The following is a 26,794-nucleotide window of genomic DNA, read 5'->3' on the forward strand; positions in this document are numbered from 1 at the left end:
GCGCCGCATGCGGCGCGGCAGGTGCCGGTGACAGCAGCTGCTCCAGCAGGCCATTGAGCCGCTCGATCTCCGAGCCGATCAGGTCGATCAGCTCGCGTTCGCTGGCATCGCGCTGCGCCGCGCGGCGGGCCAGCAGCTGTGCGGCGCCCTTCAACCCGGCCAGCGGATTGCGCAGTTCGTGCGCCAGGCCCTTCAGCGCTGCGCTGAGCGCGCTGGGCAGGGCCTGGGTCGGGTCGAGCCCGGGGAACTCATCGACCGGATGCGCCTCCAGCAGCCAGCCGCCATCGTCGCGGCGGCTCATCCAGCCTTCGGCAAAACGCGCGGCTTCGCCCGGCAGCGCCAACGCCAGCCGGTTCAGGCGCAGGCTGTCGCGCTCATCGCGTGCCAGGAAATGGGCCAGCGCCTCACCCTGCACTTCCAGCGCGGCCAACGGCTGGCCGAGCAGGCGCCGGCCGCTGACGCCCAGCCAGCGCGCGAAGGCCGGGTTGCAGCCGGCGATGCGGCCATCGGGCCCGGCCCAGGCCAGCGGCGTGCCGAGGGCATCGAGGGACGGCGGGGGCGCGGGGTCGGACATTGCACCAATGTAGTGCAAAACGTGGGTGTGGGGTCAGAGCCCTTTCCKCGCGGAAAGGGCTCTGACCCCTTGCGGGTTACAGCTTCATGTTGAGCCCAACGAAGACCGCGCGGCCCGGGGCGGGCGAGAACATCGGCCGGGCGCTGTCCCAGAAGAAGCTGTCGTACCACGCGTAGGCATAGTCGCGGCCGGTGACGTTCTTCAGCTGCAGGTCCACGCTCCAGGCCGGGGTGATCTGATACTTCGCGCTGAGGTCGAGCACGGCGAAGCCGCCGAACTTGCCAGTGGCGTTGCGCTCTTCCAGGTAGTAATCGCCCTGCGCGCGCGCCTGCAGGCCCAGTTGCAGGGCATCGCTGGCCTGGTAGTCCAGGCCGAGGTTGCTGATGTGGCGCGGGGTGGCGGCCACTTCGCGTCCCTGCAGGGTCACGCCGGCGGCGCGGTCGTCGCGGGTGATCTTCGCCTCCTGGTAGGCATGCGAGGCCCACAGCGTCCACGCGTCACCCAGCTGCGCGCTGATCTGCGCATCCACGCCGCGGCGGCGGGTCTTGCCCAGCGTGACCGTGGTGCCGGTGGCCGGCATGTTGGACACTTCGTTTTCCGCGTCCTGCTGCCATACCGCCAGCCGGGCCTGGCTGCCGGCGAAGGGCTGGAATTTCAGGCCCAGCTCCATCCCGGTGTTGGTGGAGGGCTGCATCGGTGCCTGCCCCGGGGTGAGGTAGGCCGGCGCGGTGGAACCGGTCAGCACCTGGAAGGTACGGCCCCAGTTGGCGTAGACGTGGGTGTGCTCACCCAGGCTGTGGATGACACTCAGTTTGGGCTGGCCGATGCTGCCGTAGTCCTGCAGGCGGCCGGTGGCGCCGTTCATCAGCCGGGTGTGGCCGCTGAAATGGTCCACGCGGTAGGCCGGCACGATCTTCCATGCGTCGGCTGGCTGGTAGATCGCCTGCACGTAAGCGCCCCAGTTGTCGAAGCTGTGGCGGTCGTTGTTCTGCACGCGTGCCGGTGCCTGGCTGAAATCGGTGGGCTCGGCGTAGGCGTAGCGCTCGCGACGGTAGCCGTTGTCCTGCTGCTCGTAGTTCAGCCCGCCTTCCACGGTAAGCATGGGGCTGGCCTGCCAGGTGAGCGTGCCGAGCATGCCCGTCTGGCGCTCGTCCCAGACACGACGCTGGCGCGGTAGGTTGCCGCTGGGCAGGTCACTGAAGGTCACACGACGGTCGTCTTCATAGCGGTTGTAGTACAGCCGCGTGCCGAAGGTGAGCGCGTCGGACAGCTTCATGTCCAGGTGCGCGGCGAACTGGCGCATGTCGCGGTCATCGCCGTCATTGGCGTTGCGCAGGTCGCTGCGGCGGCGGCCCGCATGCAGCTCTTCCGCGGTCATGAAACCGGGTTCGTCGGCCTCGTGATGGTAGGCGCGCGCGGTCAGGCCGATGCGCAGCCCCTCCTCCAGCGAGCCGAAGAACCACTTGCCGCCCAGCGAATACTTCTTCGAGCTGTCGTGGTCGCGGTAGCCGTCGCTGGCCTGGGTGCCGACAAAATAGTTCTGCGCGAAGCCGTTGGCTTCGCGGCCCACCACCAGCTGCATATCGCGGGTGTTGTAGCTGCCATAGGCCAGTCGCGCGTCGGTGTAGGTGCCGCCCTGGCGCGTACCGAAGTTCACGTTGCCGCCGATGTTGTGCAGGCCGTAGCGCGGGTCGTTGGTACCACGCACCACTTCGATGTAGCTGATTTCCAGCGGAAACAGCATGTCGATGAAGCGCTGGTTGCCGCTGTTGACGTTGCTGGGGATGCCGTCGATCAGCGTCTTGATGGCATTGAGGTAGCCCTCGCCGTTGAAGGCGCGGAAGCTGACCTTGCCCGACTCGGCGCCCTGCCGGGTTTCGGTCAGCTGGATGCCGGGCATCTGCCCGAGCAGCTCCCAGCTGTGCGACACGTTGCGGTTTTCGATCTGGTCCGCGCCCAGCACGTCCACCGAGGTCAGCACCTGGTGCGCGCTTAGTTGCCCCTCGCTGTGCTGGTGCACATCAACCTTGCCCAGGGTGAGCGCGGCGTCGGCGGACTGGGCGAATGCTTCAGGGGCGAACGGGGCGGCCGCGAGCGCGGCCACCAGCGTGGGAGTCTTCATCAGGGGGCGGGCGGGAGGCTGGAAATGAAACTTTATAACATTTCGATTCCGCCAGCCATCCGATGATTGCGGGCCCCTCGCCCTTAAACGGGGTAGCCGGTGGCTTCCCGGGCCTTCTTCCAGGCGATTTCAAACTCGCGCGCGCTGATCTCGTCGTCTTCGTCGAAATCCATGAACGACACCGGCTGGTCGGCCAGCACGAAGCGGTCATCGCTCTGGCCGGTTTCATCGGCCCACACGACCTTGGCCCCGTAGATCTCCACCTGGCGCACGATCTTCTCGCCACGGGCTTCCATCAGCACGTTGCCCTTGCCCAGGCCCGATTCGGCCCAGTGCTTGTAGTACTTCTTCGTGTTGGATTTTGCGTTGTTCTTTGCGTATTTCATTGCATGGGTCCTGGCCGCATGCGCGACCGGAAAGTTCGGAATGGCGCCATTATCAGGCATATGGGGGTCAGATCCCTTTCCTGCGGAAGGGGATCTGACCCCTGCTGACCTACTGCGGCAACGCCACACCCTTCGGCCACAGCAGCCACAGGTTGCCCTTCTGCTTCATGTCGCCGGCCAGCTTGCCGGCGGCATCGCCGCTGCCCCAGTACAGATCGGCACGTACCTCGCCGGCAATGGCGCCACCGGTGTCCTGCGCGGCCACCGGGCGTACCACCGGCGTGCCGTCCGGGCGCGTGGTCGACAGCCACAGCAGGCTGCCCAGCGGCACCACGGTGCGATCCACCGCCACGCTGTAGCCGGCGGTCAGCGGCACGTTCAACGAACCGCGCGGACCTTCCGGGCTGTCCGCGCTGCGCACGAAGAACACGTAGCTGGGATTGCTGCGCAGCAGTTCCGGTACCCGCGCCGGATGTGCCTTCGCCCACGCGCGGATCGCGTCCATGGTGACGTCTTCCTTCTTCAGCTCGCCCTGCTCCACCAGCCAGCGGCCGATCGCGCGATAGGGATGGCCGTTCTGTTCGGCATAGGCCAGCCGCACCTGCTTGCCATCGGCCAGGCGCACCCGCCCCGAACCCTGGATCTGCAGCAGCTGCAGGTCCATCGGATCGGTCAGCCAGGCCAGCACCGGCGCCTTGGCCCCCTTGCTGGCGATGCTGCCGGCATCGTCGTAGGGCTTGAGCACCTTGCCCTCCACGCGACCGCGCAGGCGCTTGCCCTTCAGTTCGGGATAGACGCTGTCCAGCTGCACCACCACCAGATCATCGGGTGTGCCGTACACCGGCACGGTGGCGGTGTCGGTACGGGTGAGGCTGCCCGGATAGATGGGTTCGTAGTAGCCGGTGATCAGGCCGTCGGCGCGATGGCCGCCGGCGCGCAGGGAATAGACATCGAGATCGCGCTGCAGGAATGCGCGGATCGCAGCAGCGTCCTTGTCGGACACGGTGCTGGCGGTCGCGCAGGGCTTGGCCCAGGTCGCATCGTTCTTCAGGCGGGTGCAGCTGCTGCGCCAAGCGGCGAAGCCGGCCTGCAGGTCGGTATCGGATACGGCCGGCAACGTGTTCCAGTCGACCTTGGCGTAGGTTGCAGGCGTTGCTGCGGCAGGCGCTTGCGGACGGGTGCCGGTGGTGGAACAGCCAGCAAGCACGGCAAGCGCGAGAAGGCTCCAGCACGTGCGGTTGAAGGGGGCGATGAGGTCAGTCATTGCCCCAATGTAGTGCAATCGGGCGTGGCGCAGGACCGGGATCGCATCCTGCACCACACCACGGGCCTTATCGCTTGCCGCCCAGCAGCTCACTGCTGCGGGTGGCGAACACCGGCGGCGGCACGTCCAACACGGTTTCGCTGACGACGCGGCCGGCGAGGAAGTCGACGATGTTGCGGGCGATGGCCGGGTTGCCTGTCCACAACTCGTTGTGATGGCTGGCATTGCGCACCAGCAGCGAGTGACCGTTGCTGAAGCCCGGCCGCAGCGCATCGGCATTGGCCGGGGGCGTACGCCCATCCAGCGTGCCGCTGATGAACAGCACCGGCACGTTGCTGTGCAGCGGGCCGCGGAAGCCATCACCCAGATCGGCCAGACCAAGGCCCTCGCCGATGGCCGGGAACGGGAAGTTCAGCCCGTCGCCGAACAGGCTCTGGCGTGCCTGGGCTTCGGCCAGCGCCCTGCGCTGCGGGCTCTGCCCGGAAGCGACGTCCATTGCCAGGCCCATGGCCGGGAACTGTGCGAACTGGGCGCGCCCGATCAGCACCAGATCGGCCAGCGGGTCGTAGTTGCCCCTATCGGCCTCACGCAGCACCAACGGCAGCCACTGCTGGGTGATGCGCTGCCCCAGCATATTGGCGATGACGATCTGCGCGTCGTACAGGCCGATGGTGACCTGGCGACCCTTGTGCATGTGGCTGTGGCCTCGTCGCGGCTGCTCACGCAGTGCCTGCAGCACGCGGGTGACCGATCCGGCGAGATCGTCGAAGCCGTCTTTGCGCGCAAGCACCGCCAGGTCCTGCAGCAGCGCGTCGCTGCTCAGGGGCAGTTTCAGCGTATCGTCGGGACCTTCGGATCCCATCAGCACAACGCGATCAAGACCGGCACCGTGCAGGCGCACCGTGGCCAAGGCCAGATGGGTGCCATAGCTCATGCCCCACAGGCTGATCTTCGGCACGTCCAGCGCGCGCCGCAGGTCATCGAGGTCGCCGGCACTCTCGGTCGTGGTGTAAGCGCCGAGATCGACACCGGCCTGACGCCAGAACGCTACGCACTTGGCGGCCGTGGCCTGCACTGCGGCCAGGGCCGTATCGCGCTGCAGCGGTTGGGCGTCGTCGAAACGTGTTTCATGCGGACATTCCGGCGGCGGCTCGGACAAGCCGGCGCCGCGCTGGTCGAGCAGGAGCACGTCGGATTCGCGCCGCACCTGGTCGAACACCGGCCAGCGCGGACCACGTGCGGTATCGATGCCAGAACCACCCGGACCACCGGCCAGGTAGACCACCGGTGCGGCGCGGCCATTGCCAGCCGTCGCACGCAGGCGCACCACCTTCAGGTGCAGCTGCGGACCGTCCGGCTCACTGTGCCGTCGCGGCACCTGCAGCGTGGCGATCTCGGCGGCGATATCGCCATGGTTCCTGGTCTGCAGCGTGTAGGGCTCGAATGCCAGCGCCGCCGGACCGGCCTGCGCGGGAAGGGCAGCGGCGAGGGCCAGGCAGAGCGCGGCGAGGGTGACGGCCACGACAGGGCGACGAACCTGGAAACTGCCGGAAGACGTAGAGGCGCTGCGGGTCATGTTGGGCTCCGATGGAGGGATGTGCGCCGCCAGCATCTGCTCCCTCGCAGTGCTGCGGTCRCGTCCATCCGCCGAACGTCTCCAGACGCCGGTCCAATGTCTCCACACAACCGATACGATGGCCGCCATGCAGATCACACGAACCCTGGCTGTCCTTGCTGCGCTGCTTGCGGCAGTGGCTGCGTGGCTGATCGTGTCGATGCCGCCGCCGGAAATGAGGGTTGTGCAGGGCGCGCAGATGGCACCTGCGATTGCCGGTGCATCCGGCGGCCTGCCAACGCACCCACCGCAGAACCTGGCGTGGCGGCCGCTGGACCAGCAACAGCTGGCGCAGTGGCGTGGCCCGTACTGGCTGCGCTGGCAGGTGCCAGCGTCGGAAAGCGGCACCGATCATGGACGTACAGTGAGGCTGTCCTTGCGCGCTGCCAGCCAGTTGTACTGGAACGGGATGCCATGGATCAGCAATGGCGTTGTCGGTCGCACGCCGGAAGAAGAGACGCCGGGGCGCGTAGACGTCGTGCGCGTGCTGCCACCGGCGTCGGGCAACACCACCGATGAGCTGCTGGTGCTTGCATCCAGCCAGCAGCAGCACTTCACCCTGCATGGCGCCGATGCGATGGTGCTGATCGCGCCCGCCCCCGTGCTTTACGGCCAGATCATCCTGCCATGGCTGATCGCGGCCTTTGCCACCGGTGCGCTGGCAGCCGCCTGCCTGTATTTCCTGGCGGTGCTGCGTGGGCAGACACGCACGCCCGGCGCGCGCCTGCTGCTGGCACTGGGTGTGGTGGGGCTGGCACTGCCCGCGGTCGAGGCGTGGCGATCATTGCTGGGCTACCCCTATCCCTGGCATGGCGTTCGCCTGGTCGCGCTGCTGGCCCTGCATGTGATCGCGGCGCTGCTGCTGCCGGCCTATCTTGCGCGTCGCTTCGAAGTGGCCGTGCCCAGAGCCGGTTGTTTCAGCTATCTGGCGCTGATCGCGGCCGCCGTCATCGCCCTGCCCGGTTTCGACACCCGCTCTGCGGCGGTGCTGCTGTTGAGCCTGCTCGCTTCGACCTGGGTGCTGTTGCGGGCGCCTGCCGGCCAGGAGGACCGATGGCCGATCCTGGCGTTGCTGTCTGCAGGCCTGCTGGCGTTGCTGGTTGCACGCGGCGCCTTCCTGGATGGCCCCTACTTCCTGCTGCTGGCGGTGCTGATGGTGTTCCTTCTGCTGCGCCACGCCGCCCAGTTGCAGGCGCTGGACCGGCACAACGCCTGGCTGCGCGAAGAACGCGCGCGGCTTTCGTTGCAGTTGCTGCAACGGGGCATCCARCCGCACTGGCTGATGAACACGCTGACCTGCCTGCAGGAACTGATCGAGCAGTCGCCGATGCGCGCCAGCCGCATGGTGGAGTCGCTGGCCGATCAGTTCGATCGCCTGCGCGACAGCAGCAGCCGCCAGAGCGTTCCCCTGCAGGATGAGTTGGCCTTGTGCCGTAGCCACCTGGATATCGTCGGCCTTGCCCTGGACCGGCGCATGGTGCTGGAGGTCGATGGCGAGGATGCGGCGATTTCGCTGCCGCCCGGCATCCTGCATGCGCAGGTGGAAAACGCGTTGACCCATGCCGGCGCTGTTGCCTGCGCACGGCACCCTTTCCGCCTGCACGTGCAGCGCGACAACGCGCGCTGGATACTGGAACTGCGCAGTGCGCGAGGCTCGGCCCCACACCACGGCCGTGGCACGGGTACCCGTTACATCGAGGCGAGCCTGGCGGCGGCCAGCCCCGCCGGCTGGAGCTTCGTGCAGGGCATCGACGGCGACTGCTGGTACGGCCGGATCGAGCTGACATGCGCATCCTGATCGTCGAGGACGAGCCCCTGGTGCGACAGCGCCTGCTGCGCATGTGCGGCGAGCTGGCCGGCGCACGGGCGCGTTTCGATGCGGTGGCCGATCTGGAAGCGGCCGGAGACCGGTTGCAGCGCAGCGTCTACGACGGCCTGCTGCTGGACCTCAACCTTGGCGGCGACGATGGCTTCGAACTGCTGCGCCGCGCGGTGGCCGGGCGCTACCAGTGCGTGGTGGTGTCGGCACACCGTGAGCGCGCATTGCAGGCATTCGAACACGGCGTACTCGACTTCGTGCCCAAGCCCTTCTCACGCGAGCGCCTCGCCCAGGCGCTGGAAAGGCTGCTCGACACCGGGGGTGTCCGCGCCGGTCGCGCGCGTTATCTGGGTGTCTGGCGCGCGCAGGGCACAGCGACCGTCGAACTGGCGGACGTGCTCTGGATCCGCGCCGACGGCGACTACAGCCAGGTGCGTCTGCGCGACGGCCGCAGTGAACTGCATGACAAATCCCTGGCCGCGCTGGCCAGCGTGCTGCCGGCGGATTTCATCCGCTGCCATCGTTCCTACCTGGTCAACCTGCGCCAGGTCCGCACGCTGCATGCTGCCTCCGGCAGTCGCTACTGGCTGGTGTTGAGTGACGGCAGCGAGCTGCCGGTTGGGCGCGCGCATGTGGCCACGCTGCGCGAAGCGTTGGGCATGGAAGGCGGGTAGCGCCGGGCCATGCCCGGCGGTGCCCAACCGGGGTCGCGCTTCGCGCTCGCCGGGCATGGCCCGGCGCTGCCAGGTTCGTCACGGGGTCTGCAGCAACAGCGAATGCAGGATGCGCGCGTCTTCGGCGTCGAGGGCTTTCGGCAGGGTGTCGCTGCCACGGAAACGGCGGTGGAACGCCCGTACCGCTGCTTCGCGGTTGTCGAGCGGATAACCGAAGCGCGCCAGCGCGGCCCATACATCGAATCCTTCCGGCGCAGCACCATCGGCAGCGCGCGGCCACACGCCGAAACCAGCTTCGGCCAATTGTTGCCACGGGAAGAAGCGGCTGGGATCTTCCTTTCGCGTCGGTGCCAGGTCGGCGTGACCGATCACCTGCCGCGGCGGAATGTTCAGCCGGTCAGTGAGGTCGCGCAGCAGCACGATCAGCGATTCGATCTGCGCGGGGCTGAAGGGCGTACGACCGTCATTGTCCAGCTCGATGCCGATGGACGCGGAGTTCAGATCGGTGATGGTGCCCCAGCGCCCGGAACCGGCGTGCCAGGCGCGGCGCTCATCGGCCACCAGCTGGTAGCGATGGCCATCGGCGCCGATCAGATAATGCGCACTGACCCGCCCGCCGCTGTTGGCGGTACGCAGCGTGTGCAGGCTCTGCTGCACCGATTTCTGCTCGGTGTGGTGGATGACGATGATGACCGGCGTGCGCGCGTTCTGGTTCGGCGACGGCACCCAGGTGGCAAGCGGGTTGCGGGTTTCCTGCGGCGTGGAGGCACAGGCGGCCAGCAGCAGGCAGGCCGAGAGCATCAGGGAAGTGCGGATCGGGTGCATGCCCTGATTGTGCGCGATTGGGCGAGATGATGCAGTAGAGCCACGCCATGCGTGGCTGGGCCACCGAGCGTGCCGACCAACGGTCGGCACCCACCAGAGCAGAGCAGTCCATAGCAGGTGCAGTGCCAAGCAAGCTTGGCAACTACCAGAGCAGGAGCAGTGCCGAGCAAGCTTGGCGCCCACCAGAGCAGGTGCAGTGCCGACCAACGGTCGGCACCCACCATGTAGATGCATCAGGCCTCGTAGGCCGATTCACCATGCGAGGTGACATCCAGGCCGGTACGCTCGGCCTCCTCGGTCACCCGCAGGCCGACCACCACCTTGACCAGCAGCAGGATGGCTGCGGTCACCACGGCCGACCACAGCACGGTGAGGCCGACGCTGACCACCTGCACCCATACCTGATGGCCGATATCCAGATCGGCCTTGGTGCCGCCCAGCGATTGCGCGCTGAACACACCGGTGAGGATCGCGCCGACGATACCGCCCACGCCATGCACACCGAACACGTCGGCGGTGTCGTCCACCTTCAGCAGACGCTTGAGGCCGGTCACGCCCCACACGCAGACCACGCCGGCAACCAGGCCGATGACGATCGCGCCGAGCGGGCCGACGGTACCGCACGCCGGGGTGATGCCAACCAGGCCTGCCACCGCACCCGAGGCCGCGCCCAGTGCCGACGGCTTGCCCTTGCTGATCGCTTCAACCAGCGTCCAGCCCAGCACCGCTGCAGCAGTCGCCAGCACAGTGTTGAGGAAGGCCAGCGAGGCGACGGTGTCGGCGGCAGCGGCGGAACCGGCATTGAAGCCGAACCAGCCGACCCACAGCAGCATCGCGCCGATATAGGTGAACGGCACGTTGTGCGGCTTCAACGCGGTCTGCCCGTAGCCCAGGCGCTTGCCGACGAACCATGCAGCCACCAGACCGGCCACACCGGCGTTGATGTGCACCACGGTGCCACCGGCGAAATCGATAGCGCCCATCTCACCCAGGTAACCACCACCCCAGACGATGTGCGCCATCGGGATGTAGCTGAGGGTGAACCACAGCGCCGAGAACAGCAGCACTGCGCGGAACTTGATGCGCTCGGCGAAGGCACCGACGATCAGCGCGGTGGTGATGCCGGCGAAGGTCGACTGGAAGGCGACGAACAGGTAGTCCGGCAGCCCCTTGATCGGCGTGTTGCCCACCGACTCCGGGGTGAAGCCCTTGAGAAAGGCGAATTCGGTGAACGAGCCGAAGAACGGATTGCCGGCGCTGAACACTGCGCTGTAGCCATAGGCCACCCACAACAGCAGCACCAGCGAGAACACCACCAGGATCTGGCTGAGCACCGACAGCACGTTTTTTGAACGCACCAGGCCGCCATAGAACAGGGCCAGGCCCGGTACCACCATCAGCAGCACCAGCAGGGTGGAGGTGAGCATCCAGGCGACGTCGCCGTGGTCATAGGCGGGCGCGGCCACCGCTTCGGCAGCCGCAGGCGCAGCGGCGGTCGGGTCCTGCAAGGGCTCGACGGCCACGGCTTCGCTCTGCAGCGGCGTGACCTGGGCCTGGGCATGTGCACTGCCTGGCCAGACACCGGCGGCCAGCGCACTGAACAGCATCAGCAGGCACACCAGATGGAACCGGGCTTGCCACCCGGTGAGAAGGCGCATCTTCATGGGGGAGTCTCCGGAAGGGGGCTTACAGCGCGTCGGCGCCGATTTCGCCGGTGCGGATGCGGATGACCTGCTCGACAGCGGTCACGAAGATCTTGCCGTCGCCGATCTTGCCGGTGCCTGCAGATGACTGGATCGCTTCGATCACTGCATCGGCACGTTCGTCGGTGACCACGGTTTCGATCTTGATCTTGGGCAGGAAGTCGACCACGTACTCGGCACCGCGATACAGCTCGGTGTGGCCCTTCTGGCGGCCGAAGCCTTTCACTTCGGTCACGGTGATGCCCGACACGCCGGCATCGGACAGGGCCTCTCGGACCTCGTCGAGCTTGAACGGTCGGATGATGGCGGAGATCAGTTTCATGCGCATGTCCCGATGGTGGATGGGGCCAGCGCGCGAACGCGCGATGGCATCAGGCAACCACGGGCCATCGTGGTGATGGCCGTGGCTGTTGCACCGGACACGAACCGGGCCGGGACAGCCGTGCCTCTCTCCTTGCACGGCCGACGCGGGAGGGAGGGCGGCCCATGTCGCGTGTCCGGTCTCTCTCTTGCCCCTGGATCTGCGGGCCAAGGGCCCGCGTTTCCAATGCAGCGGACCAACGGTCCGCTCTACCACGGCGGGCCGGAGCCCGCCCTGCGGCTCCCCAGCCGCAAAGACGGATGCGATGGCGGCGGGTGGGAGGGGTTACCCACCGCCATCGCAGCCGGTCAGCTGGCGTAGTACAGCTGGTATTCCAGCGGGTGGGTCGCCGCGCGGAACTTGGTCACTTCCTGCATCTTCAGCGCGATGTAGCCATCGATGAAGTCATCGCTCATCACGCCACCGGCCTTGAGGAACTCGCGGTCCTTGTCCAGCGCTTCCAGCGCCTGGTCCAGCGAGGAGCAGACCTGCGGGATCAGCTTCTCTTCTTCCGGCGGCAGGTCGTACAGATCCTTGTCGCTCGGTGCGCCCGGGTCGATCTGGTTCTTGATGCCGTCCAGGCCGGCCATCATCAGCGCGGTGAAGGTCAGGTAGCCCGACTGGATCGGATCGGGGAAGCGCATTTCAATGCGGCGCGCCTTCGGGTTGGACACCCACGGAATGCGGCACGAGGCCGAACGGTTGCGCGCCGAGTAGGCCAGCATCACCGGGGCTTCGTAGCCCGGCACCAGGCGCTTGTAGCTGTTGGTGCCCGAGTTGGCGAAGGCGTTGATCGCCTTGGCGTGCTTGAAGATGCCGCCGATGTACCACAGCGCCAGCTGGCTCAGGCCGCCGTAGCCGTCGCCGGAGAACAGGTTGGTGCCGCCCTTGGACAGCGACTGGTGCACGTGCATGCCGCTGCCGTTGTCGCCGACGATCGGCTTGGGCATGAAGGTGACGGTCTTGCCGTTGCGGTGGGCAACGTTCTTGATGACGTACTTCATCCGCAGCAGTTCGTCGGCCTTCTGCACCAGGGTGCTGAACTTGGTGCCGATCTCGCACTGGCCGGCGGTGGCCACTTCGTGGTGCTGCACTTCCACTTCGATGCCGACCTGTTCCAGGGTCTTGCACATCTCCGCACGCAGGTCGTGCAGGGTGTCGGTCGGCGGAACGGGGAAGTAACCGCCCTTCACGCCCGGACGGTAGCCGCTGTTGGCGCCGTCGTACTTGGCGCCGCTGTTCCAGGCGGCTTCTTCCGAATCGACCTTGAAGAAGGTGTTGCCCATTTCATTGGCGAAACGGACCGAATCGAAGATGAAGAATTCCGGCTCCGGACCGAAGAACGCGGTTTCGGCGATGCCCGAAGACTTCAGGTAGGCCTCGGCGCGCTTGGCGATGCCGCGCGGGCAGCGGCCGTACGGCTGCATGGTGGCCGGGTCGAGGATGTCGCAGCTGATCACGATGGTCGGATCGGCATAGAACGGGTCGACGTAGGCGCTGGCGGTATCGGGCAGCAGCACCATGTCCGATTCGTTGATGCCCTTCCAGCCGGCGATCGAGCTGCCATCGAACATCTTGCCTTCTTCGAACAGCGACGGCTCGATGATGCTGACCGGGAAGGTGACGTGCTGCTCGACGCCACGCATGTCGACGAAACGCAGATCGACGAACTCGATCTGGTTGTCCTTGATCAGCTTCTCAACGTTTTCCACGGACATCGGTACGACCTCGGATGGGAATGAATGCCTGCTGAGGTACAGCAACGACCGTGCCAACTTTTCGGCCTTCACAAGTTGTTGATTTCAAAGCGCCTGCCCCAGGGCGGTGCAGAAGCACATGCACCAAACGGGTGCGCGGATTACCGCACGCACCCGTTTGGTGCGGCATGGATCGTCTATTCTCTCGGGCTTCTTCCGCCGCCCGCGCCCGCACCGTCCATGTCCGACCTGCTCTCCGCCCTGCTGCTGGGCATCCTCGAAGGCTTGACCGAATTCCTGCCGATCTCCAGCACCGGCCACCTGCTGATCGCCCAGCACTGGCTGGGCGCGCGATCGGACTTCTTCAACATCATCATCCAGGCCGGTGCGATCCTGGCCGTGGTGCTGGTGTTCCGCCAGCGCCTGCTGCAGCTGGCCACCGGCTTCGGCCAGCGCGAGAACCGCGAGTACGTGTTCAAGCTCGGCGCGGCCTTCCTGGTAACCGCCGTGGTCGGCCTGGTGGTGCGCAAGGCCGGCTGGTCGCTGCCGGAAACCGTCAGCCCGGTGGCCTGGGCGCTGATCATCGGCGGCATCTGGATGCTGCTGGTGGAGGCCTATACCGCGCGCCTGCCCGATCGCGACCAGGTGACCTGGACGGTGGCCATCGGTGTTGGCCTGGCGCAGGTGCTGGCCGGCGTGTTCCCCGGTACCTCGCGCTCGGCCTCGGCGATCTTCCTGGCCATGCTGCTGGGCCTGAGCCGCCGCGCGGCCGCTGCCGAGTTCGTGTTCCTGGTCGGCATTCCCACCATGTTCGCCGCCAGCGCCTACACCTTCCTGGAACTGGCCAAGGAAGGGAACCTGGGCAGCGAGAACTGGACCGACGTTGGCGTGGCCTTCCTTGCCGCAGCCATCACCGGCTTCGTCGTAGTGAAGTGGCTGATGGGCTACATCAAGTCGCATCGCTTCACGGCCTTCGCGATTTACCGCATCGCCCTGGGCGCTGCATTGCTGCTGTGGTTGCCATCCGGCAGCTGAACAGCGCCGGGGCACGGGAACCCCGTTGCCGGCCCCGGTCCGTTTCCCCCTCGGTTCCCCAAGGAGAATCACCATGAACCGCAAGCTCACCCTGCTCCTCCCGCTGGCCCTGCTGGCCGCCTGCAGCCAGACCCCTGCCCCGGCCGGAACCGGCGGTGACGATCTGGCCCCGGCCGCGGCCAAGGCCGGCGACCAGAAGGCGCTGGCACACCTGGATGCGCAGCGCCTGCAGAGCCAGCACTGGCTGCTGCAGCAGGCCACCGCGGCCGATGGCAAGCGCATCGATGCGCTGTTCGCCCGCGAAGACAAGCCGGTCACCCTGGACTTCGTTGATGGCCGCCTGTCGGTCAGCAACACCTGCAACCGCATGGGCGGCGGTTACACCCTGGCCGATGGCAAGCTGAGCGTGAGCGCGATGGCCTCGACCATGATGGCCTGCACCGACAAGGCGCTGATGGCGCTGGACGAAGCCGTCTCCAGCCGTCTGCAGGGCGAACTGAAGGCCGAACAGGACGCCAACGGCGTGCTGACCTTGACCACCGCCAAGGGCGACGTGCTGGTGTTCAACCCGGAACCGACCGCTGAAACCCGCTACGGCGGCGCCGGCGAAACCGTGTTCCTGGAAGTGGCTGCGAAGACCGAGAAGTGCTCGCACCCGCTGATCCCGGATTACCAGTGCCTGCAGGTGCGCGAAGTGAAGTTCGACGACAAGGGCCTGAAGCAGGGCGAGCCGGGCAAGTTCGAGAACTTCTACGGCAACATCGAGGGTTACACCCACGAAGACGGCGTGCGCAACGTGGTGCGTGTGAAGCGCTACGAAGTGAAGAACCCGCCGGCCGATGCGCCGTCGCAGGCGTACGTGCTGGACATGGTGGTCGAGTCGGCCATCGAGAAGAAGTAATGCAGAAGGGCGGCCGCGAGGTCGCCCTTCTTCCATGGGACACCTTGAAGTCGAGTCATGCTCGGCTGGGCAGAAGGCAGTCCAGCATAGCTCGACTCTACATACCCAACCGCCAAGGAGACAGGCATGATTCTCTCCCGCATTTTCGCGCTCCTGCTGGCCACAACGCCTGCCGGCCTCGCGGCAGCCAGTGATGCCAGCGATCTGCAACGCCTGCAGGCACATGAGTGGCATCTCACCCACGCAGTCGACGGCAACGGCAAGCGCCTGGATGCACTATTCATCGCCAGTGATCCGCCCGTCGGTCTGTTGTTCCGCGGCACCAGTGCCAACATGCTGAACCTGTGCAACGGCATGAGCGGCCCATACGCGTTGAAAGACAGCCAGCTCACGTTGGGCAGCATGGAACAGAACCTGAAGGGATGCTTCGGTGCCAAAGGCGAACAGGAAACCGAAGCCAAGCGCAGGATTCTGGGGACCTCCACACTGGTCATGGGTAGCGCGGGGCCGTTGACCCTGTATACCGCACGTGGCGACACGCTGGTGTTCGCGCCGTTGCCACTGAAAAACAGATGAGAAGGGCAGCCGGCAGGGTCGAGCCAGCTCGATCGGGCCTTTGTAGAGTCCAGCCATGCTCGACTGGGCGAAAAGCAGGCGAGCATGGCTACAGAAGGCAAAGTCGGGTTTGGCCCGGCCCTGCAGACGCGCTCAACCCAGCGCAGGATTCAATGTATAGGTGCCGTGCAGCGCCGCTTCGGCCAGTACGTGGCCGTGCATTGCAAGGTACGCATCGGCGGCGGTGAAGCGTTCCGGCAACGACAGCGTGGTCACATCCAGCGCGAACACACGGAAGAAGTAGCGGTGCACGCGCTCGTCGTTGAACGGCGGGTACGGGCCGTCGTAGCCGAGGTAATCACCGGCCATGTCCGGATTGCCGGCGAACCAGCCGGTGAAATCGTTCAGGCCCTGGCGGCTGCCGGTCGGGCCGGCCGGCGCGGTCTTGCCCTTCACCACGAAGCCATCGCTGCAGCTGCCAGCGGCGATCTCCTGCACCGAGGCCGGGATGTCGGCCATCACCCAGTGCACGAAATCGCCGCGCGGCTGATCGCGCGGCACGCTCATGTCATCGCGGCCGACCGTCTCCGGTACCGTTGGCACGTCCGGGTCCACGCACACCAGCAGGAACGAGCGGGTGCCATCGGGCACGCCGCTCCAGGCCAGGTGCGGGTTGCGGTCGGGGGCGAAGCCGGCGGCATCGCCGGCGGCGAACTCACGGTCGATCGACGCACCGTTGGCCAGGCTGTGACTGCTCAGTTGCATCAGATGCTCCTCACTCTTCCGGGTAACCCAAGCGCACCGCGACCGGGGTGAGCTGGGCGAACGCGGCGCCCATCACGTCGCGATACCTGCGCCAGTGACCGGCAGGCAGGCGAGGTGCACCCAGCTGTGCAGCCGGCGGCATCGGACGCCCGAACACGCGGCCCAGCAGGTCGGCCATCGCATGTGCATCGTTGCCGATGTCGTCGATGCGCAGCAGCACGTGCGGATACAGGTCTTCCTCGTGCAGCGCGGCGATCTGCGTCAGCGAACGCACCAGCCACTGGCTGGCTTCGGCCATCGAGGTCATCGCCAGCGGTGCGGCGGCGCCGTAGGCGATCCAGTCCAGCAGCATGTCGCGCGGGTCGCGCAGCACCAGCAGCAGGCGGCCCTGCGGCAGCTGCGGGCGCAATGCCCACAACAGCGCGTTGTCCCACCACAGCAGCCAGTCGATCACGGTGTCACTTTCCAGGCCGCGGGCGGGCAGGTGCTCGCGCCAACGCTCGACCAGACGTTCCGGGCTCAGCACGCCCGACGCCAGGTCCTGCAGCGTGTTGTAGTTCTGGAAGGCATCGTCCGGTGGCGTGGCGGTGTAACGATCACTGCGCAGCACCGGGCTGGCAGCGGCCAGGCCGGTTGCCACCCGCTCCACGCCCGAACCCGGGGCGCCCCACAGGAAGATCGGCGCCGAGCCGCTGTCGCGCGTCGCTTCGTCGATGCTGGCCATCTCCGGCCAGCTCGGCGGTGCCTTGGCCTGCGGCGGCAACGGCAGCCGCTGCGAAGCCTGGTCGGTCTGCAGCGCCATCCACGTACGCAGCGCTTCTTCCGGCTGCCCGGCGCGATCCTGGATCTCGCCCAGCCAGGTCCGCAGATCAGCGCGGTGTCCCTCCGGTGCCTGTGCGATCAGGGCCTGCACGCGCTCCACGGCGGCGGCCGGGTCACGCTGCAGCAGCCCCTCGACGCGACGGCTTTCACCGCTGACGCGGCCCGGTTCCAGGGTGGTGATGCGCTCGGCGATGGCTTCGCCCTGCTCATGCTCGCCGGCCATGTCATGCAGACGCATGCGCGCTTCCAGCGCCGGCAGGTGGCCGGGCATCGCTGCCATCCAGCGCTCCACGACGGCTACGGCGCCGGCACTGCCGACGTCTTCCACGGCCAGTCGTGCCAGCCACAGGTCATGCAGCTGGTCATTGCTTTCCAGAGCGTCATCCAGGCGTGCGCGCGCTTCATCTTCGCGGCCCAGGCGCTGCCAGGACATCAGCAGCAGCTGCAGCACCTGGCGGTCACCCTGCAACGACTCCAGCAGCGGCAGCAGGTGCTCCAGCGCCTGCAGCGGCTGGCCACTGCGCAGTGCCAGTTCGCCGGCCAGGCGGCGCATCGGCGGCACGTCCAGCTCCGGCTGCTGCAGCGCCTGCTGCATTGCCTCGGCGGCGGCCTCCACGTTGCCCTGGCGCAAGGCCAGCTGCACCACCATGCCGTGCAGCGAGGACATCTTCGGGTTCAACGCCAGCACGCGACGGAACGCCTGCTCGGCAAACGCCAGCATGTCCTTGCCCAGATAGGCAAAGCCCAGCGCGTACAGCACGCGGGTATCGTCCGGCAGCGCCTGGCTGGCCGCCGACAACAGGGCCAGCGCACGGTCGGCGTCGCCGCGGCGCAGCGCGACCATGCCATCGATGGTCAGCAGTTCCGGATGGTCCGGCTCCAGCCGCGAGGCCAGGGTCGACAGCCGCTGGGCCTCGTCGAAATCATTGCGGCCCACCGCCAGGTGCGCCTGCATCAGGTAAGCCGGGAAGGCGTTGGGGTCCAGCCCGGTGGTGCGCAGCAGGGCTTCATCGGCCCCGTCGAACTGGCGCAGTGCCAGCAGCAGGCCGGCGTGCTGCAGGTGCAGCTGCGCATCATCGGGGGCCAGCTGCAGCGCCTGCTGCAACGCCTCCATCGCGGCCTCGGCCTGGCCCTGCTGCTGCAGCGCAAGCGCCAGCCAGCGGTGGGCCTCGGCCTTGCCGGGTTCGTCACGGGTCCACGCCTGGGCCAGCTGCACGGCCTGGCCGGCATCGTTCTGACGCAACGCTTGGAGGATCTGGTCTTGCATGGCCGTCCGGTTCAAGGTCAAACCCGCATTGTAGCGGGCCGCGCGCCGGTGCCGGTTCAGCCCGGCAGGACCCGCCGCAGGCGCTGTGCGACCCAACGCTCGGAGAACCCATCGCCGCGCCAGTTTTCCAGGAAGCCACAGTGGCCGCCCCAGCAGGCGGTTTCCAACCGCGCCTGCTGCGGCAGCTGCCAATCGCGGAAGGTCGCGTAGGGGATCACCGGATCGTCCTGCGCCATCAGGATGTCAGCAGGTACCTGCAGCGTGGACAGGCGGTCGCCGGCGATGGAGTAGCCATCGAAATAGGCCTGCAACGAACCGAACGTGGTGTGCCGCTCGACCAGCCAGGCGGTCAGCGAACGGATGTCCATGTTCAGCACACGGTCGTCGCAGTCGCTCAGTTCGGGGAACAGATCGCGCTTGCGCCGCAGCGAGCCGGCCCACTTGCGGCGGAAGTACCAGTCGTACATCGCCGGACCGTTCTCGATGTTCTCCATGGTCAGCCCGGGGTCGAGCACCGGGCAGACCGCGGCCACGTGCTGCAGCGGTACACCGGCGGCCGGTGCGCGCAGGGCCAGCCGCAGCACGAAGTTGCCACCCAGCGAGTAGCCGGCTGCAACCAGCGGCAGATCGGGCCAGCGCTGGGCGACATCGCCTGCGGCGTGCACCACTTCGTCGATGAGGTTGGAGTGGAAGATGCCGGGATTGAGATGATGGGTATTGCCGTGGTCGCGGAAGTTCAGCCGCACTACGTCTAACCCCTGCTCCAGCATGCGGGCAGCAGCCATGCGCATGTAGCTGGATTCGGCGCTGCCTTCCCAGCCGTGCAGCAGCAGGGCGATGCCGCGCGGTTCGCGCCCTTCTACATGGCTGTGCCAGCCCTGCAGGCGCACACCCTCACCACCATCGAGGATCAACTCCTCGCTGACAGCGCCGGTGGCGGCCAGCAGCAGCAGGCCACGTTGCAGGCGCATGCGGCTGGAGCTGAGCATCGACTGCAGATGCGGATTGCGCAGCCAGCGCGGCGGCTGATAGTCGGACGCGGTGAGCATCGGCGCATCAGCGTCGAGGGTCGGTGGCGGAAACACGGCCACCATGGCCTCAATCCCCGCTCATGGCCGCCACGATGCGCGCGCGCGAAGTTTCCGCGATGCGCCGACGGCCTTCCAGGTCCTGGGTGCCGATCGGCTCCAGGAAATGCACTTCGGTAGGCCGCGCCGGCTCACCGAGCAGGCGCAGGAAATTGGCGAAGAAACTCTCGYCCGGGCCGAAGGCCACGATGGTCTGTGCATTCCCGCGCACTCCATAGACCAGCGCCACCGGCTGTACTGGCACGCTGGTTTCGACCGCCGCCTGGAAGATGCGCGCATGGAACGGGCCAACGTCGTGGCCACCGCGGGTACGCCCTTCCGGGAACACGCCAACGGCCTTGCCGGCGCGCAAGCGGTCGGCCATCACCTGCATCACCCCACCCAGCGATTCAGTGTTGCCACGCTGGTGGAAAATGGTCTGGCCGCGCCCGGCAAGCCAACCGACCACCGGCCAGCTGGCGATCTCGCGCTTGGCGACAAAGCCCATCATGCGCTGGCTGTGCAGGATGGAGATATCGACCCAGCTGACATGGTTGGCGACGAACAGCACTGCGCCCGGCAGCGGCTGGCCGACGCGCGACAGGCGGAAGCCGAAGATCCACATCAGGCCGCCCTGCCACCAGTTCACCACCTTGGCGCCGAAGGTATCGTCGCCCACGCGCAGCTCGCCCCATGGCGGAAGCATGCCGATCAGGATCAGCGGCAGGAACACGGTGATGTGGACCAACAGCAGCGGTACGCGGTACAGGTAACGGCACACACGCGCCACGCCGCCGCGGGGGGCCGGAGTGGGGGAAGTCATCCACGCACGATACCGGAGGGCTGCCATCGCTGCCAGCCGAATTCGGCCATAAGTCTCATTGACGGCGGCCATCGGCGGGGAACGCTGGGTTCCGCCGCCGTCGCCGATGCCGCGACAGCTCAACCGTGCCCGGCCGCCACCACGGCCAGGGTCAGCCGCGAGATGCAGACCAGCCGGCCCTGCTCGTCCTCGATGCGGATTTCCCACAGCTGGGTGCTGCGGCCCACGTGCACCGCGCGCGCGGTGCCGGTGACCGTACCCGAACGCACGGCGCGGACGTGGTTGGCGTTGATCTCCAGGCCCACGCAGACCTGCTTGGCGGTATCCACGCAGAGATTGCCGGCGCTGCTGCCGAGGGTTTCGGCCAGCACCACCGAGGCGCCACCGTGCAGGATGCCGTACGGCTGGCGGGTGCGCTCATCCACCGGCATGGTCGCCTGCAGCCAGTCCTCGCCAGCGGCGCTGAAGACGATGCCGAGGGTATCGATGGCGGTATTGCGGCTGAGTGCGTTGAGCTGCTCGATGGAAACGGCTTCGCGGAATACCTGGGTCATGCGGCTACCTTCAGAGGATGGGAACGAGGCCGGCGCCGAATGCGGTCAGCATGCGCACCAGCAGCCACTTCGGCCCGACGTTGACCTCGGGGAAGTCGCCCACCGCGACATAGCAGCGGTGGAAATCGGCGCTCTGCCGCGGCAGTGGCTGCGGGCAGTCCGGGCCGGGCTTGAACTCGTAGTCGGTGGCGTAGCGCCACGGCCAGAAGTCGAGGATCGGCAGCGCCTCGGAGGCCTTGCCGACGCTGTAGTTCAGGCCGGACAGGACCGGCGGCTTGGCACGCGGCGCCACCGTCCAGGAGTTCTGCGGGTGGGTATCGCGCAGGATGCTCTGGGCCAGCTGCTCGGCGAAGGCCGGATCGTCGATGATCACCGCGCCTTCGGTGTTGTAGTTCTCGCTGCGCGGATCGAAGTTGTGGGTGCCGACCACGCCGATGCGGCGGTCGACCACCAGCGACTTGGCATGCAGGCCCATGCGCGCGCCCTTGCGGGTGACCGGCAGCGGCTTGTTGACCGCCTTGCTGCCCAGGAACGAGGGGCGCGTTTCGGTACGCAGCAGGCGGGTCTCGACTTCGCTGCCGGCAGCACGCCGGCGCGCACGGGCATTCTCATACGCACTGCCGGTACGCGGATGGATCACCCGCGCCGGCCGGTCGTCCACATCCGCAGCGGCCACCGCATCACCACCACTACCGCCACCGGCATTGCTGCCCGCCGCGCTGCCACCGAGCAGCGGATTGCGGCCGGTATCGCTGCCCGGCGCTGCGATCGGGTCGGGCAGCAGGTTGCGGTAATCGACCGGGGCATCCAGCGGGAACGGCTTGAATTCGAAGATGTTGAAGCCCAGCTCGCGCATGTTGCGCCGCTTGTACTTGTAGGACAGCGCATACACGATCGGGTTGTCGGTGGCGGCCAAGCTGTTGCTGGATACCACCACGCGCGGCGGCTGCGGGCGCTTGCGCAGCTCGCGGAACAGTTTCTGTGCCGGCTTGGACAGCACCAGGTAGGGCGTCTGCAGGATCACTTCGTGCTGCGCACTGGAAATCAGTGCGTCCAGCTGCGGCTCGGTGACATGCTGCCCGGCCAGTGGGGCGTCGGCGCGCTCACGCCGGTGCTTGCGCGGCAGATCGGCCACATAGCGCACCGAGGCGACCGGCAGGGCGGTATCGACGAACGAACGGGTGACGAAGGCGACGTCGTTGGCTTCCTCGCTGACCCGCTCCACCCGCTCGGGCCTGCGGAACTGCGCCGGTGGCAGCACCGGCACGCCCTGCTTGAGCAGGGTACGGCCGACATCGTTCAGCCGCTCGGCCGGCACGCTGCGCTGCGCGCGCCAGAAGGCATCGAAGTTGGCCGCCATCGCCCGTGCTTCGGGGCCGGCGATCAGCACATCACGGTCGCGGAAGTTGTACTCGCGGTCCCAGTCGTAATAGTCGTCCTGGTAGTTGCGCCCACCGACCACGCCGATCGCATCGTCAACCACCAGCAGCTTGTTGTGCATGCGCTGGTTGAAGCGGCGGAAGCAGCACAGCACGCTGCCGGCATAGTCGAAGTAGTTCAGCCGGGCCTTGCCGAAGGTGGGGTTGTAGACCCGCAGTTGGAAGTTCTCGTGGGCACCGGCCAGTGCGCCGAGGATCTGCAGGTCGGAGATCGCCGAAAGCTGGTCGATCAACAGCCGCACCTTCACCCCGCGCCGCGACGCCGCCAGCAGCTCGTCGATGACCAGGCGGGCGCTGTCGTCCTTGTCGAAGATGTAGGTCTGCAGGTCGATGCTGCGGGTGGCGCTGCGCAGCAGGTTCAGGCGCGCGACCAGCGCACCTTCGCCCTCGTCCAGCAGGGTGGCGTAGTGCCGCGGCTGGTCCGGGGTCGATTCGCTGAACGCCCGGCCGGCCAGTGCCCGCAGGGGTGAGTCCAGTGCGCAGCGGTCGGCCTGCTGGCAATCCACCTGGGTCGAGCGCGCCTGCACGGCGATCGCTTCGGCGCGATCACGCTGGGCATGCGACAGCGACGCGCAGCCGCTGCCCAGCAACACGGTTGCCAGCACCAGTACACGCAGCAATGGATTCACGGTTTCGACGCCTCGCTGAGACGTGCACGCAATACGAAGGTCACTCGGTCACTCAAGGCAAGCTGCCAGCTGTCCATGCCATACCGACCTCGTTGCACGGTACCGCGGCTGACGACGTCGCAATCATAGCCGGGTCGGGCACATTCCGCTTTCTCGACCTTGAGCGTCTCCGGATGGCTGACCCCGCGCAGGGTCAACCGGCCGTCGATACCGCCGCCCTCGGCAACCGTCTCCGGCCAGTACGGCAGCGAGTCGAACTCCACGAACGGGTAACGGCCGGCATCGAAGAACTCGGGGCCGCGCATCCAGCCGGTATAGCGGTCCTTGCCGGGAATCTCCACGGTGCGGGTGAACATCTTCAGGTGGACCTGGTGGCGGCCATCGGACAGCACTTCGATACGCCCCTCGAAACGGGGGAACACGCCCTCGATGCGCTGGCCGAAGCGGGTGCGGACTTCGAAACCGATCTGCGAGCGCACCACATCCAGCTGCAGCGTACGCGRCGGTTCGGCCACGACCGCCGGCAGCGCGGTCGGTGGCGGTGTGGCAGCCCAGGCCGGGCCGATCGCCAGAACGACTGGCAGCAGGCAGCGGCCCGGCAACGCCAACCTCATCGGCTCACGGCCACCAGAAGGCGTTCAGGCTGGCCACGCCCGGCTCGATCGTCGCCTCGCGGGCGAAACCGAGCACGGCCACGCCGCCCGGCGGCATGCCACGGTAATCACTGCTGGTGCCATCGGTCATCAGCGCCACCAGCTGCTCCAGCCCGGGGTTGTGGCCGACAATCAGCACCCGGTCCAGGTCACGGCGCTCGTCCACCAGCGCGGCCAGGGTGCCGGGGGTGGCCTCGTAGATGCGGTCTTCCAGGCGCTTTTCGACATAGCCGATGGCTGCCATCACCGCTTCCAGGGTTTCGCGGGTCCGCCGCGACGGTGAACACAGCACGCAGTCCGGCAGCAGGTTGTTCTCCTTCAGCCACTTGCCAGCGGCTTCGGCTTCAGCGAGCCCCACCGGCGACAACGGCCGGTCGAGGTCGGCCTGGCCGGTGGTGGCCGGTTCGGCGTGAGCGTGGCGGAGCAGGATCAGTTCGCGCATTGCGGGATTCCAATGAAGGGATGGAGACCTACGGCTGTTACAGCTTCAGCCAGGACAACAGGGGTTCCCAGTCGGCCTGGTGCTCGCGCACCTGGGCGGAGCGGTAATCGAAAAGACTGCGGCCCAGGCCGGTCATGACCACATAGCTCTGGCTGTCGCGCAGCTGGGCGACCACCGGATAGGGCCAGTCAGCCAGCATCTGCAGGGCCTGCTGCGAGGTCTGGGTCCAGGGCTTGGTGCGGTTCAGCACCAGCCCGACCGGCAGCTTGCGGCTGTGCACGCGCGGTACCTGGGCCAGGCTGTTGAGGAAGCCGACGATGGCTTCGATGTCCAGTGCCGAGGGCAGCACCGGCACCACCACGGCATCGGCAGCGTCGAGGAAATGCAGGATATCGTCGGCCAGCGCGCCGGCCGGTGCATCGATCACCACGGCATCGGTACCGTCGGGCAGCTTCTGCGCCCATTGCTTCTTGCGGTACACGTCGATCGGCAGCACCGCGCTTTCCAGCCCGGCCCGGCGCTGTGCCCAGCGGGTGCTGGAGCCCTGCGGGTCGGCATCGGCGATCACCGTGGCCTTGCCTTGCAATGCCGCGTACGCGGCCAGGTGGGTGGCGATGGTGGTCTTGCCCACCCCGCCTTTGGAACCGGCCACCAGGATCGTCTTCATGCCAGCCTCGCTTCCGGGTACGTGCCCCGAGCGTACACCGCCGATGGTGACGGAAGGTAGAGCCGTGCTGAACCAGTGCCCCCGGCCTTTGCTATCGTGGCRCCCCCGAAGGATCGAACCGCCATGAGCGAACTGCAGGACCTGAGCGCGCTGATCCGCGCCAACACGCCGTTGATCGTGGTCGAGAGCCAGGATGAGGGTCGCATCGTCGAGCTGTTCCGGCAGACGCTGATGCATGTCTGGCGGGCCCTGCACCGCTGGTCGATCACCGAGGGCCTGCGTCGCATCGACCTGGAGCGCGAGGACGAGCCGGTCGGCCCGCCCGATGCCAGCGCCGCACTGCAGAYGATCCGCCAGGCCGACCAGCGCGGCGTGTACCTGCTGCTCGATTTCCACCCCTACCTGGGCTACGCCAGCCACCAGCGCGCCCTGCGCGACCTGATCCAGCGCCGCCACAGCGAACCGCACGTGCTGGTGCTGATCGGCGCCAAGGTGGAACTGCCGGCCGAACTGGAAGCCTTGGCGGTGCGCTTCAACCCGCGCCTGCCCGACGCCAATGCGCTGTTGAAGATGCTGCGCGAGGAAGCCGATGCCTATGCACGCGAACACGGCGGGCGCCGGGTGGAAGTGGACAGCGAGGCGGTCAAGAAGATCCTGAAGAACCTGCAGGGCCTGAGCCTGGTCGATGCGCGGCGCATCGCGCGGCAGCTGATCTATGCCGATGGCGCGCTGCGCGACGATGACCTGCCACAGTTGGCGCGGCTGAAGTTCGAGCTGCTCAACCGCAGCGGCCACCTGTTCTTTGAACATGACAGCGCGCGCTTCGGCGATGTGGCCGGCGCCAACCGGCTCAAGCGCTGGATCAACCAGCGTCGCGTCGCCTTCATCGCCGGCTCGGCACCGGCCGGGCTGGACCCGCCGCGCGGCATGCTGCTGCTGGGCGTGCAGGGCTGCGGCAAGTCGATGCTGGCCAAGGCCACCGCCGCCGGCTTCGGCGTGCCGCTGCTGCGCCTGGACGTGGGCGCGCTGTACAACAAGTACCACGGCGAGACCGAAGCCAACCTGCGCCAGGCGCTGGCCTCGGCCGAGCAGCTGGCGCCGTGCGTCCTGTGGATGGATGAGATCGAGAAGGGCCTGGCCACAGGCACCGAGGATGGCGGCGTGTCGCGCCGCGTGCTCGGCTACCTGCTGACCTGGATGGCCGAGCGCAAGGCGCCGGTGTTCATCGTGGCCACCGCCAACCAGGTGCACGAGCTGCCGGCCGAGCTGCTGCGCAAGGGCCGCTTCGACGAGATCTTCTTCGTCGACCTGCCCTCGGCCGATGTGCGCGTGGAACTGCTGCGGCTGCACCTGGGACGGCGCCAGCTCAATGCCGACGACTTCGCGCTGCCGGCACTGGCCGCAGCGGCCAACGGGTTTTCCGGTGCGGAAATCGAGCAGGCGATCGTGGCCGGGCTGTATTCGGCGCATGCCGAAGGCCGGCCACTGGATACCGAACTGCTGATGGGCGAGATCCGCACGACACGGCCGTTGTCGGTGCTGATGGCCGAGCAGGTGGCGGCATTGCGGGAGTGGGCGTCGGGGCGCACGGTGTCCGCGGACGACTGAGGGTTTCCTGCGAACGGCGCAGCCCCTCGTGGCTGCTGGTTGCCCGCAAGAATCAAAAGCCGCGCTTGGTCGGGCGGGGTGGATTCGCGGGGGACGCCGTGAATCCGTCCCTGGAGGCTTGGCCGCGGCTTGCTCGTGTGCGCAATCCTGCGCACCCGGCAAGACCGAGGTTGGGCGTCCTGCCCAACCCGCCCGCGGCATGCCTCGGGCCCATGCCGCGGACACYCCCGCGWACCCAMCCCGCCCGACCTCTGACAGTTTCCKGGGGTGATCAGCCACGGAAAAGAAAAAAGAAGAGCAAAAACAAAAGCGGTTGGCTGGCCGCTTTTTGTAGCGCCGAGCCCACGCTCGGCTGCATTTCGATCAGATATCGATAATTCGACTCCGATGCAGATTCATCCACGCATGGCGTGGATCYACGTGTCGACCAAGGTCGACACCTACCAACAGCMGCGGGAATCTGTCGAAGGYGGGGCACTGTGGGTTTGCGGGGTGTGAGCGGCATGGATGCCGCGACCAAGCCCCCA

At 67.3% G+C, this 26,794-nt stretch carries 24 protein-coding genes; 6 read left to right on the forward strand and 18 right to left on the reverse strand.

All coding sequences use genetic code 11. The features are described 5' to 3' along the window. The 5 genes from AB4Y84_RS00005 to AB4Y84_RS00025 form a co-directional block, all read right to left on the reverse strand. Positions 1-574: histidine kinase dimerization/phospho-acceptor domain-containing protein (locus AB4Y84_RS00005; RefSeq protein ID WP_442249633.1), on the reverse strand; the 574-nt coding region annotated here is incomplete at its 3' end. A gap of 76 nt (positions 575-650) precedes the next feature. Beyond that, complete coding sequence (locus AB4Y84_RS00010; RefSeq protein WP_442243968.1) at positions 651-2,696, reverse strand: TonB-dependent receptor; 2,046 nt, start codon at positions 2,694-2,696, stop codon at positions 651-653. 83 nt (positions 2,697-2,779) lie between these two features. Then, the gene (locus AB4Y84_RS00015) at positions 2,780-3,082 is read right to left on the reverse strand and encodes a hypothetical protein (RefSeq protein ID WP_033832709.1); all 303 of its coding nucleotides are present in this window, start codon (positions 3,080-3,082) and stop codon (positions 2,780-2,782) included. A 109-nt stretch (positions 3,083-3,191) separates the two neighbouring features. Next, entirely contained in the window at positions 3,192-4,346 is a 1,155-nt protein-coding gene (mltA, locus tag AB4Y84_RS00020) for a murein transglycosylase A (protein WP_442243967.1), read from the reverse strand. Between the two features lie 67 nt (positions 4,347-4,413). After that, complete coding sequence (locus AB4Y84_RS00025) at positions 4,414-5,922, reverse strand: alpha/beta hydrolase (protein WP_442243966.1); 1,509 nt, start codon at positions 5,920-5,922, stop codon at positions 4,414-4,416. Between the two features lie 127 nt (positions 5,923-6,049). Between AB4Y84_RS00025 and AB4Y84_RS00030 the strand changes: the two genes are divergently transcribed. Together AB4Y84_RS00030 and AB4Y84_RS00035 are read left to right on the forward strand one after the other, a co-directional pair. After that, the gene (locus tag AB4Y84_RS00030; RefSeq protein ID WP_442243965.1) at positions 6,050-7,759 is read left to right on the forward strand and encodes a histidine kinase; all 1,710 of its coding nucleotides are present in this window, start codon (positions 6,050-6,052) and stop codon (positions 7,757-7,759) included. Next, complete coding sequence (locus AB4Y84_RS00035; RefSeq protein WP_336023191.1) at positions 7,747-8,454, forward strand: LytR/AlgR family response regulator transcription factor; 708 nt, start codon at positions 7,747-7,749, stop codon at positions 8,452-8,454. The genes AB4Y84_RS00030 and AB4Y84_RS00035 overlap by 13 nt, the downstream gene beginning before the upstream one ends. 78 nt (positions 8,455-8,532) lie before the next feature. Here AB4Y84_RS00035 and AB4Y84_RS00040 read toward each other — a convergent pair whose 3' ends face one another. The 4 genes from AB4Y84_RS00040 to glnA all read right to left on the reverse strand — a co-directional run bounded on the left by AB4Y84_RS00040 (position 8,533) and on the right by glnA (position 13,061). Continuing rightward, on the reverse strand, positions 8,533-9,279 hold the full coding sequence (locus AB4Y84_RS00040) for an N-acetylmuramoyl-L-alanine amidase (protein ID WP_442243964.1): 747 nt from the start codon (positions 9,277-9,279) through the stop codon (positions 8,533-8,535). 233 nt (positions 9,280-9,512) lie between these two features. Then, positions 9,513-10,943 (reverse strand): ammonium transporter, encoded by a 1,431-nt coding sequence (locus tag AB4Y84_RS00045; RefSeq protein ID WP_312786329.1) that lies wholly within the window; start codon positions 10,941-10,943, stop codon positions 9,513-9,515. Positions 10,944-10,965: 22 nt separating this feature from the next. Next, entirely contained in the window at positions 10,966-11,304 is a 339-nt protein-coding gene (locus AB4Y84_RS00050; protein WP_004134334.1) for a P-II family nitrogen regulator, read from the reverse strand. Between the two features lie 347 nt (positions 11,305-11,651). Next, positions 11,652-13,061 (reverse strand): type I glutamate--ammonia ligase, encoded by a 1,410-nt coding sequence (glnA, locus tag AB4Y84_RS00055; protein WP_059063220.1) that lies wholly within the window; start codon positions 13,059-13,061, stop codon positions 11,652-11,654. Between the two features lie 219 nt (positions 13,062-13,280). Here glnA and AB4Y84_RS00060 point away from each other — a divergent pair, with 219 nt between their 5' ends. From AB4Y84_RS00060 to AB4Y84_RS00070, 3 genes are all read left to right on the forward strand, one after another. After that, complete coding sequence (locus AB4Y84_RS00060; RefSeq protein ID WP_033832703.1) at positions 13,281-14,075, forward strand: undecaprenyl-diphosphate phosphatase; 795 nt, start codon at positions 13,281-13,283, stop codon at positions 14,073-14,075. A gap of 73 nt (positions 14,076-14,148) precedes the next feature. Further along, positions 14,149-14,976, forward strand: a complete 828-nt coding sequence (locus AB4Y84_RS00065) for an META and DUF4377 domain-containing protein (RefSeq protein ID WP_025875974.1) — start codon at positions 14,149-14,151, stop codon at positions 14,974-14,976. A 126-nt stretch (positions 14,977-15,102) separates the two neighbouring features. Next, a complete protein-coding gene (locus tag AB4Y84_RS00070; protein WP_394197347.1) occupies positions 15,103-15,552 on the forward strand; it encodes an META domain-containing protein in 450 nt (149 codons plus the stop codon). Between the two features lie 132 nt (positions 15,553-15,684). On the opposite strand, the gene AB4Y84_RS00075 is transcribed toward AB4Y84_RS00070, so the two are convergent. From AB4Y84_RS00075 to AB4Y84_RS00115, 9 genes are all read right to left on the reverse strand, one after another. Further along, positions 15,685-16,296 carry a YbhB/YbcL family Raf kinase inhibitor-like protein gene (locus AB4Y84_RS00075; protein WP_442243963.1) on the reverse strand — a complete coding sequence of 204 codons (612 nt, stop codon included), beginning with the start codon at positions 16,294-16,296 and terminating at the stop codon, positions 15,685-15,687. Between the two features lie 10 nt (positions 16,297-16,306). Next, positions 16,307-18,385: a tetratricopeptide repeat protein gene (locus AB4Y84_RS00080; RefSeq protein ID WP_442243962.1), complete on the reverse strand. Its 2,079-nt coding sequence runs from the start codon at positions 18,383-18,385 to the stop codon at positions 16,307-16,309. 56 nt (positions 18,386-18,441) lie between these two features. Beyond that, positions 18,442-19,476: a YheT family hydrolase gene (locus AB4Y84_RS00085; protein ID WP_442244039.1), complete on the reverse strand. Its 1,035-nt coding sequence runs from the start codon at positions 19,474-19,476 to the stop codon at positions 18,442-18,444. Between the two features lie 7 nt (positions 19,477-19,483). Continuing rightward, a complete protein-coding gene (locus AB4Y84_RS00090; protein ID WP_442249634.1) occupies positions 19,484-20,275 on the reverse strand; it encodes a lysophospholipid acyltransferase family protein in 792 nt (263 codons plus the stop codon). A 119-nt stretch (positions 20,276-20,394) separates the two neighbouring features. Then, on the reverse strand, positions 20,395-20,829 hold the full coding sequence (locus AB4Y84_RS00095) for a hotdog fold thioesterase (RefSeq protein WP_025875986.1): 435 nt from the start codon (positions 20,827-20,829) through the stop codon (positions 20,395-20,397). A 10-nt stretch (positions 20,830-20,839) separates the two neighbouring features. Continuing rightward, the gene (locus tag AB4Y84_RS00100; protein WP_442243961.1) at positions 20,840-22,897 is read right to left on the reverse strand and encodes a phospholipase D family protein; all 2,058 of its coding nucleotides are present in this window, start codon (positions 22,895-22,897) and stop codon (positions 20,840-20,842) included. Then, positions 22,894-23,511: a YceI family protein gene (locus tag AB4Y84_RS00105; protein WP_442249635.1), complete on the reverse strand. Its 618-nt coding sequence runs from the start codon at positions 23,509-23,511 to the stop codon at positions 22,894-22,896. Before AB4Y84_RS00105 ends, AB4Y84_RS00100 begins: the two co-directional genes overlap by 4 nt. Before the next feature lie 4 nt (positions 23,512-23,515). Beyond that, positions 23,516-23,992, reverse strand: coding sequence for a SixA phosphatase family protein (locus AB4Y84_RS00110; RefSeq protein ID WP_032977995.1), 477 nt, complete (start codon positions 23,990-23,992; stop codon positions 23,516-23,518). Between the two features lie 37 nt (positions 23,993-24,029). Then, positions 24,030-24,659: a ParA family protein gene (locus tag AB4Y84_RS00115; RefSeq protein ID WP_394197353.1), complete on the reverse strand. Its 630-nt coding sequence runs from the start codon at positions 24,657-24,659 to the stop codon at positions 24,030-24,032. 123 nt (positions 24,660-24,782) lie between these two features. On the opposite strand from AB4Y84_RS00115, the gene AB4Y84_RS00120 reads away from it, so the two are divergent. Then, a complete protein-coding gene (locus AB4Y84_RS00120) occupies positions 24,783-26,267 on the forward strand; it encodes an AAA family ATPase (protein WP_442249636.1) in 1,485 nt (494 codons plus the stop codon). Positions 26,268-26,794 lie beyond the last annotated feature (527 nt).

It is taken from the genome of Stenotrophomonas sp. 2YAF22, from assembly GCF_052114665.1.
GTDB lineage: Bacteria > Pseudomonadota > Gammaproteobacteria > Xanthomonadales > Xanthomonadaceae > Stenotrophomonas > Stenotrophomonas indicatrix.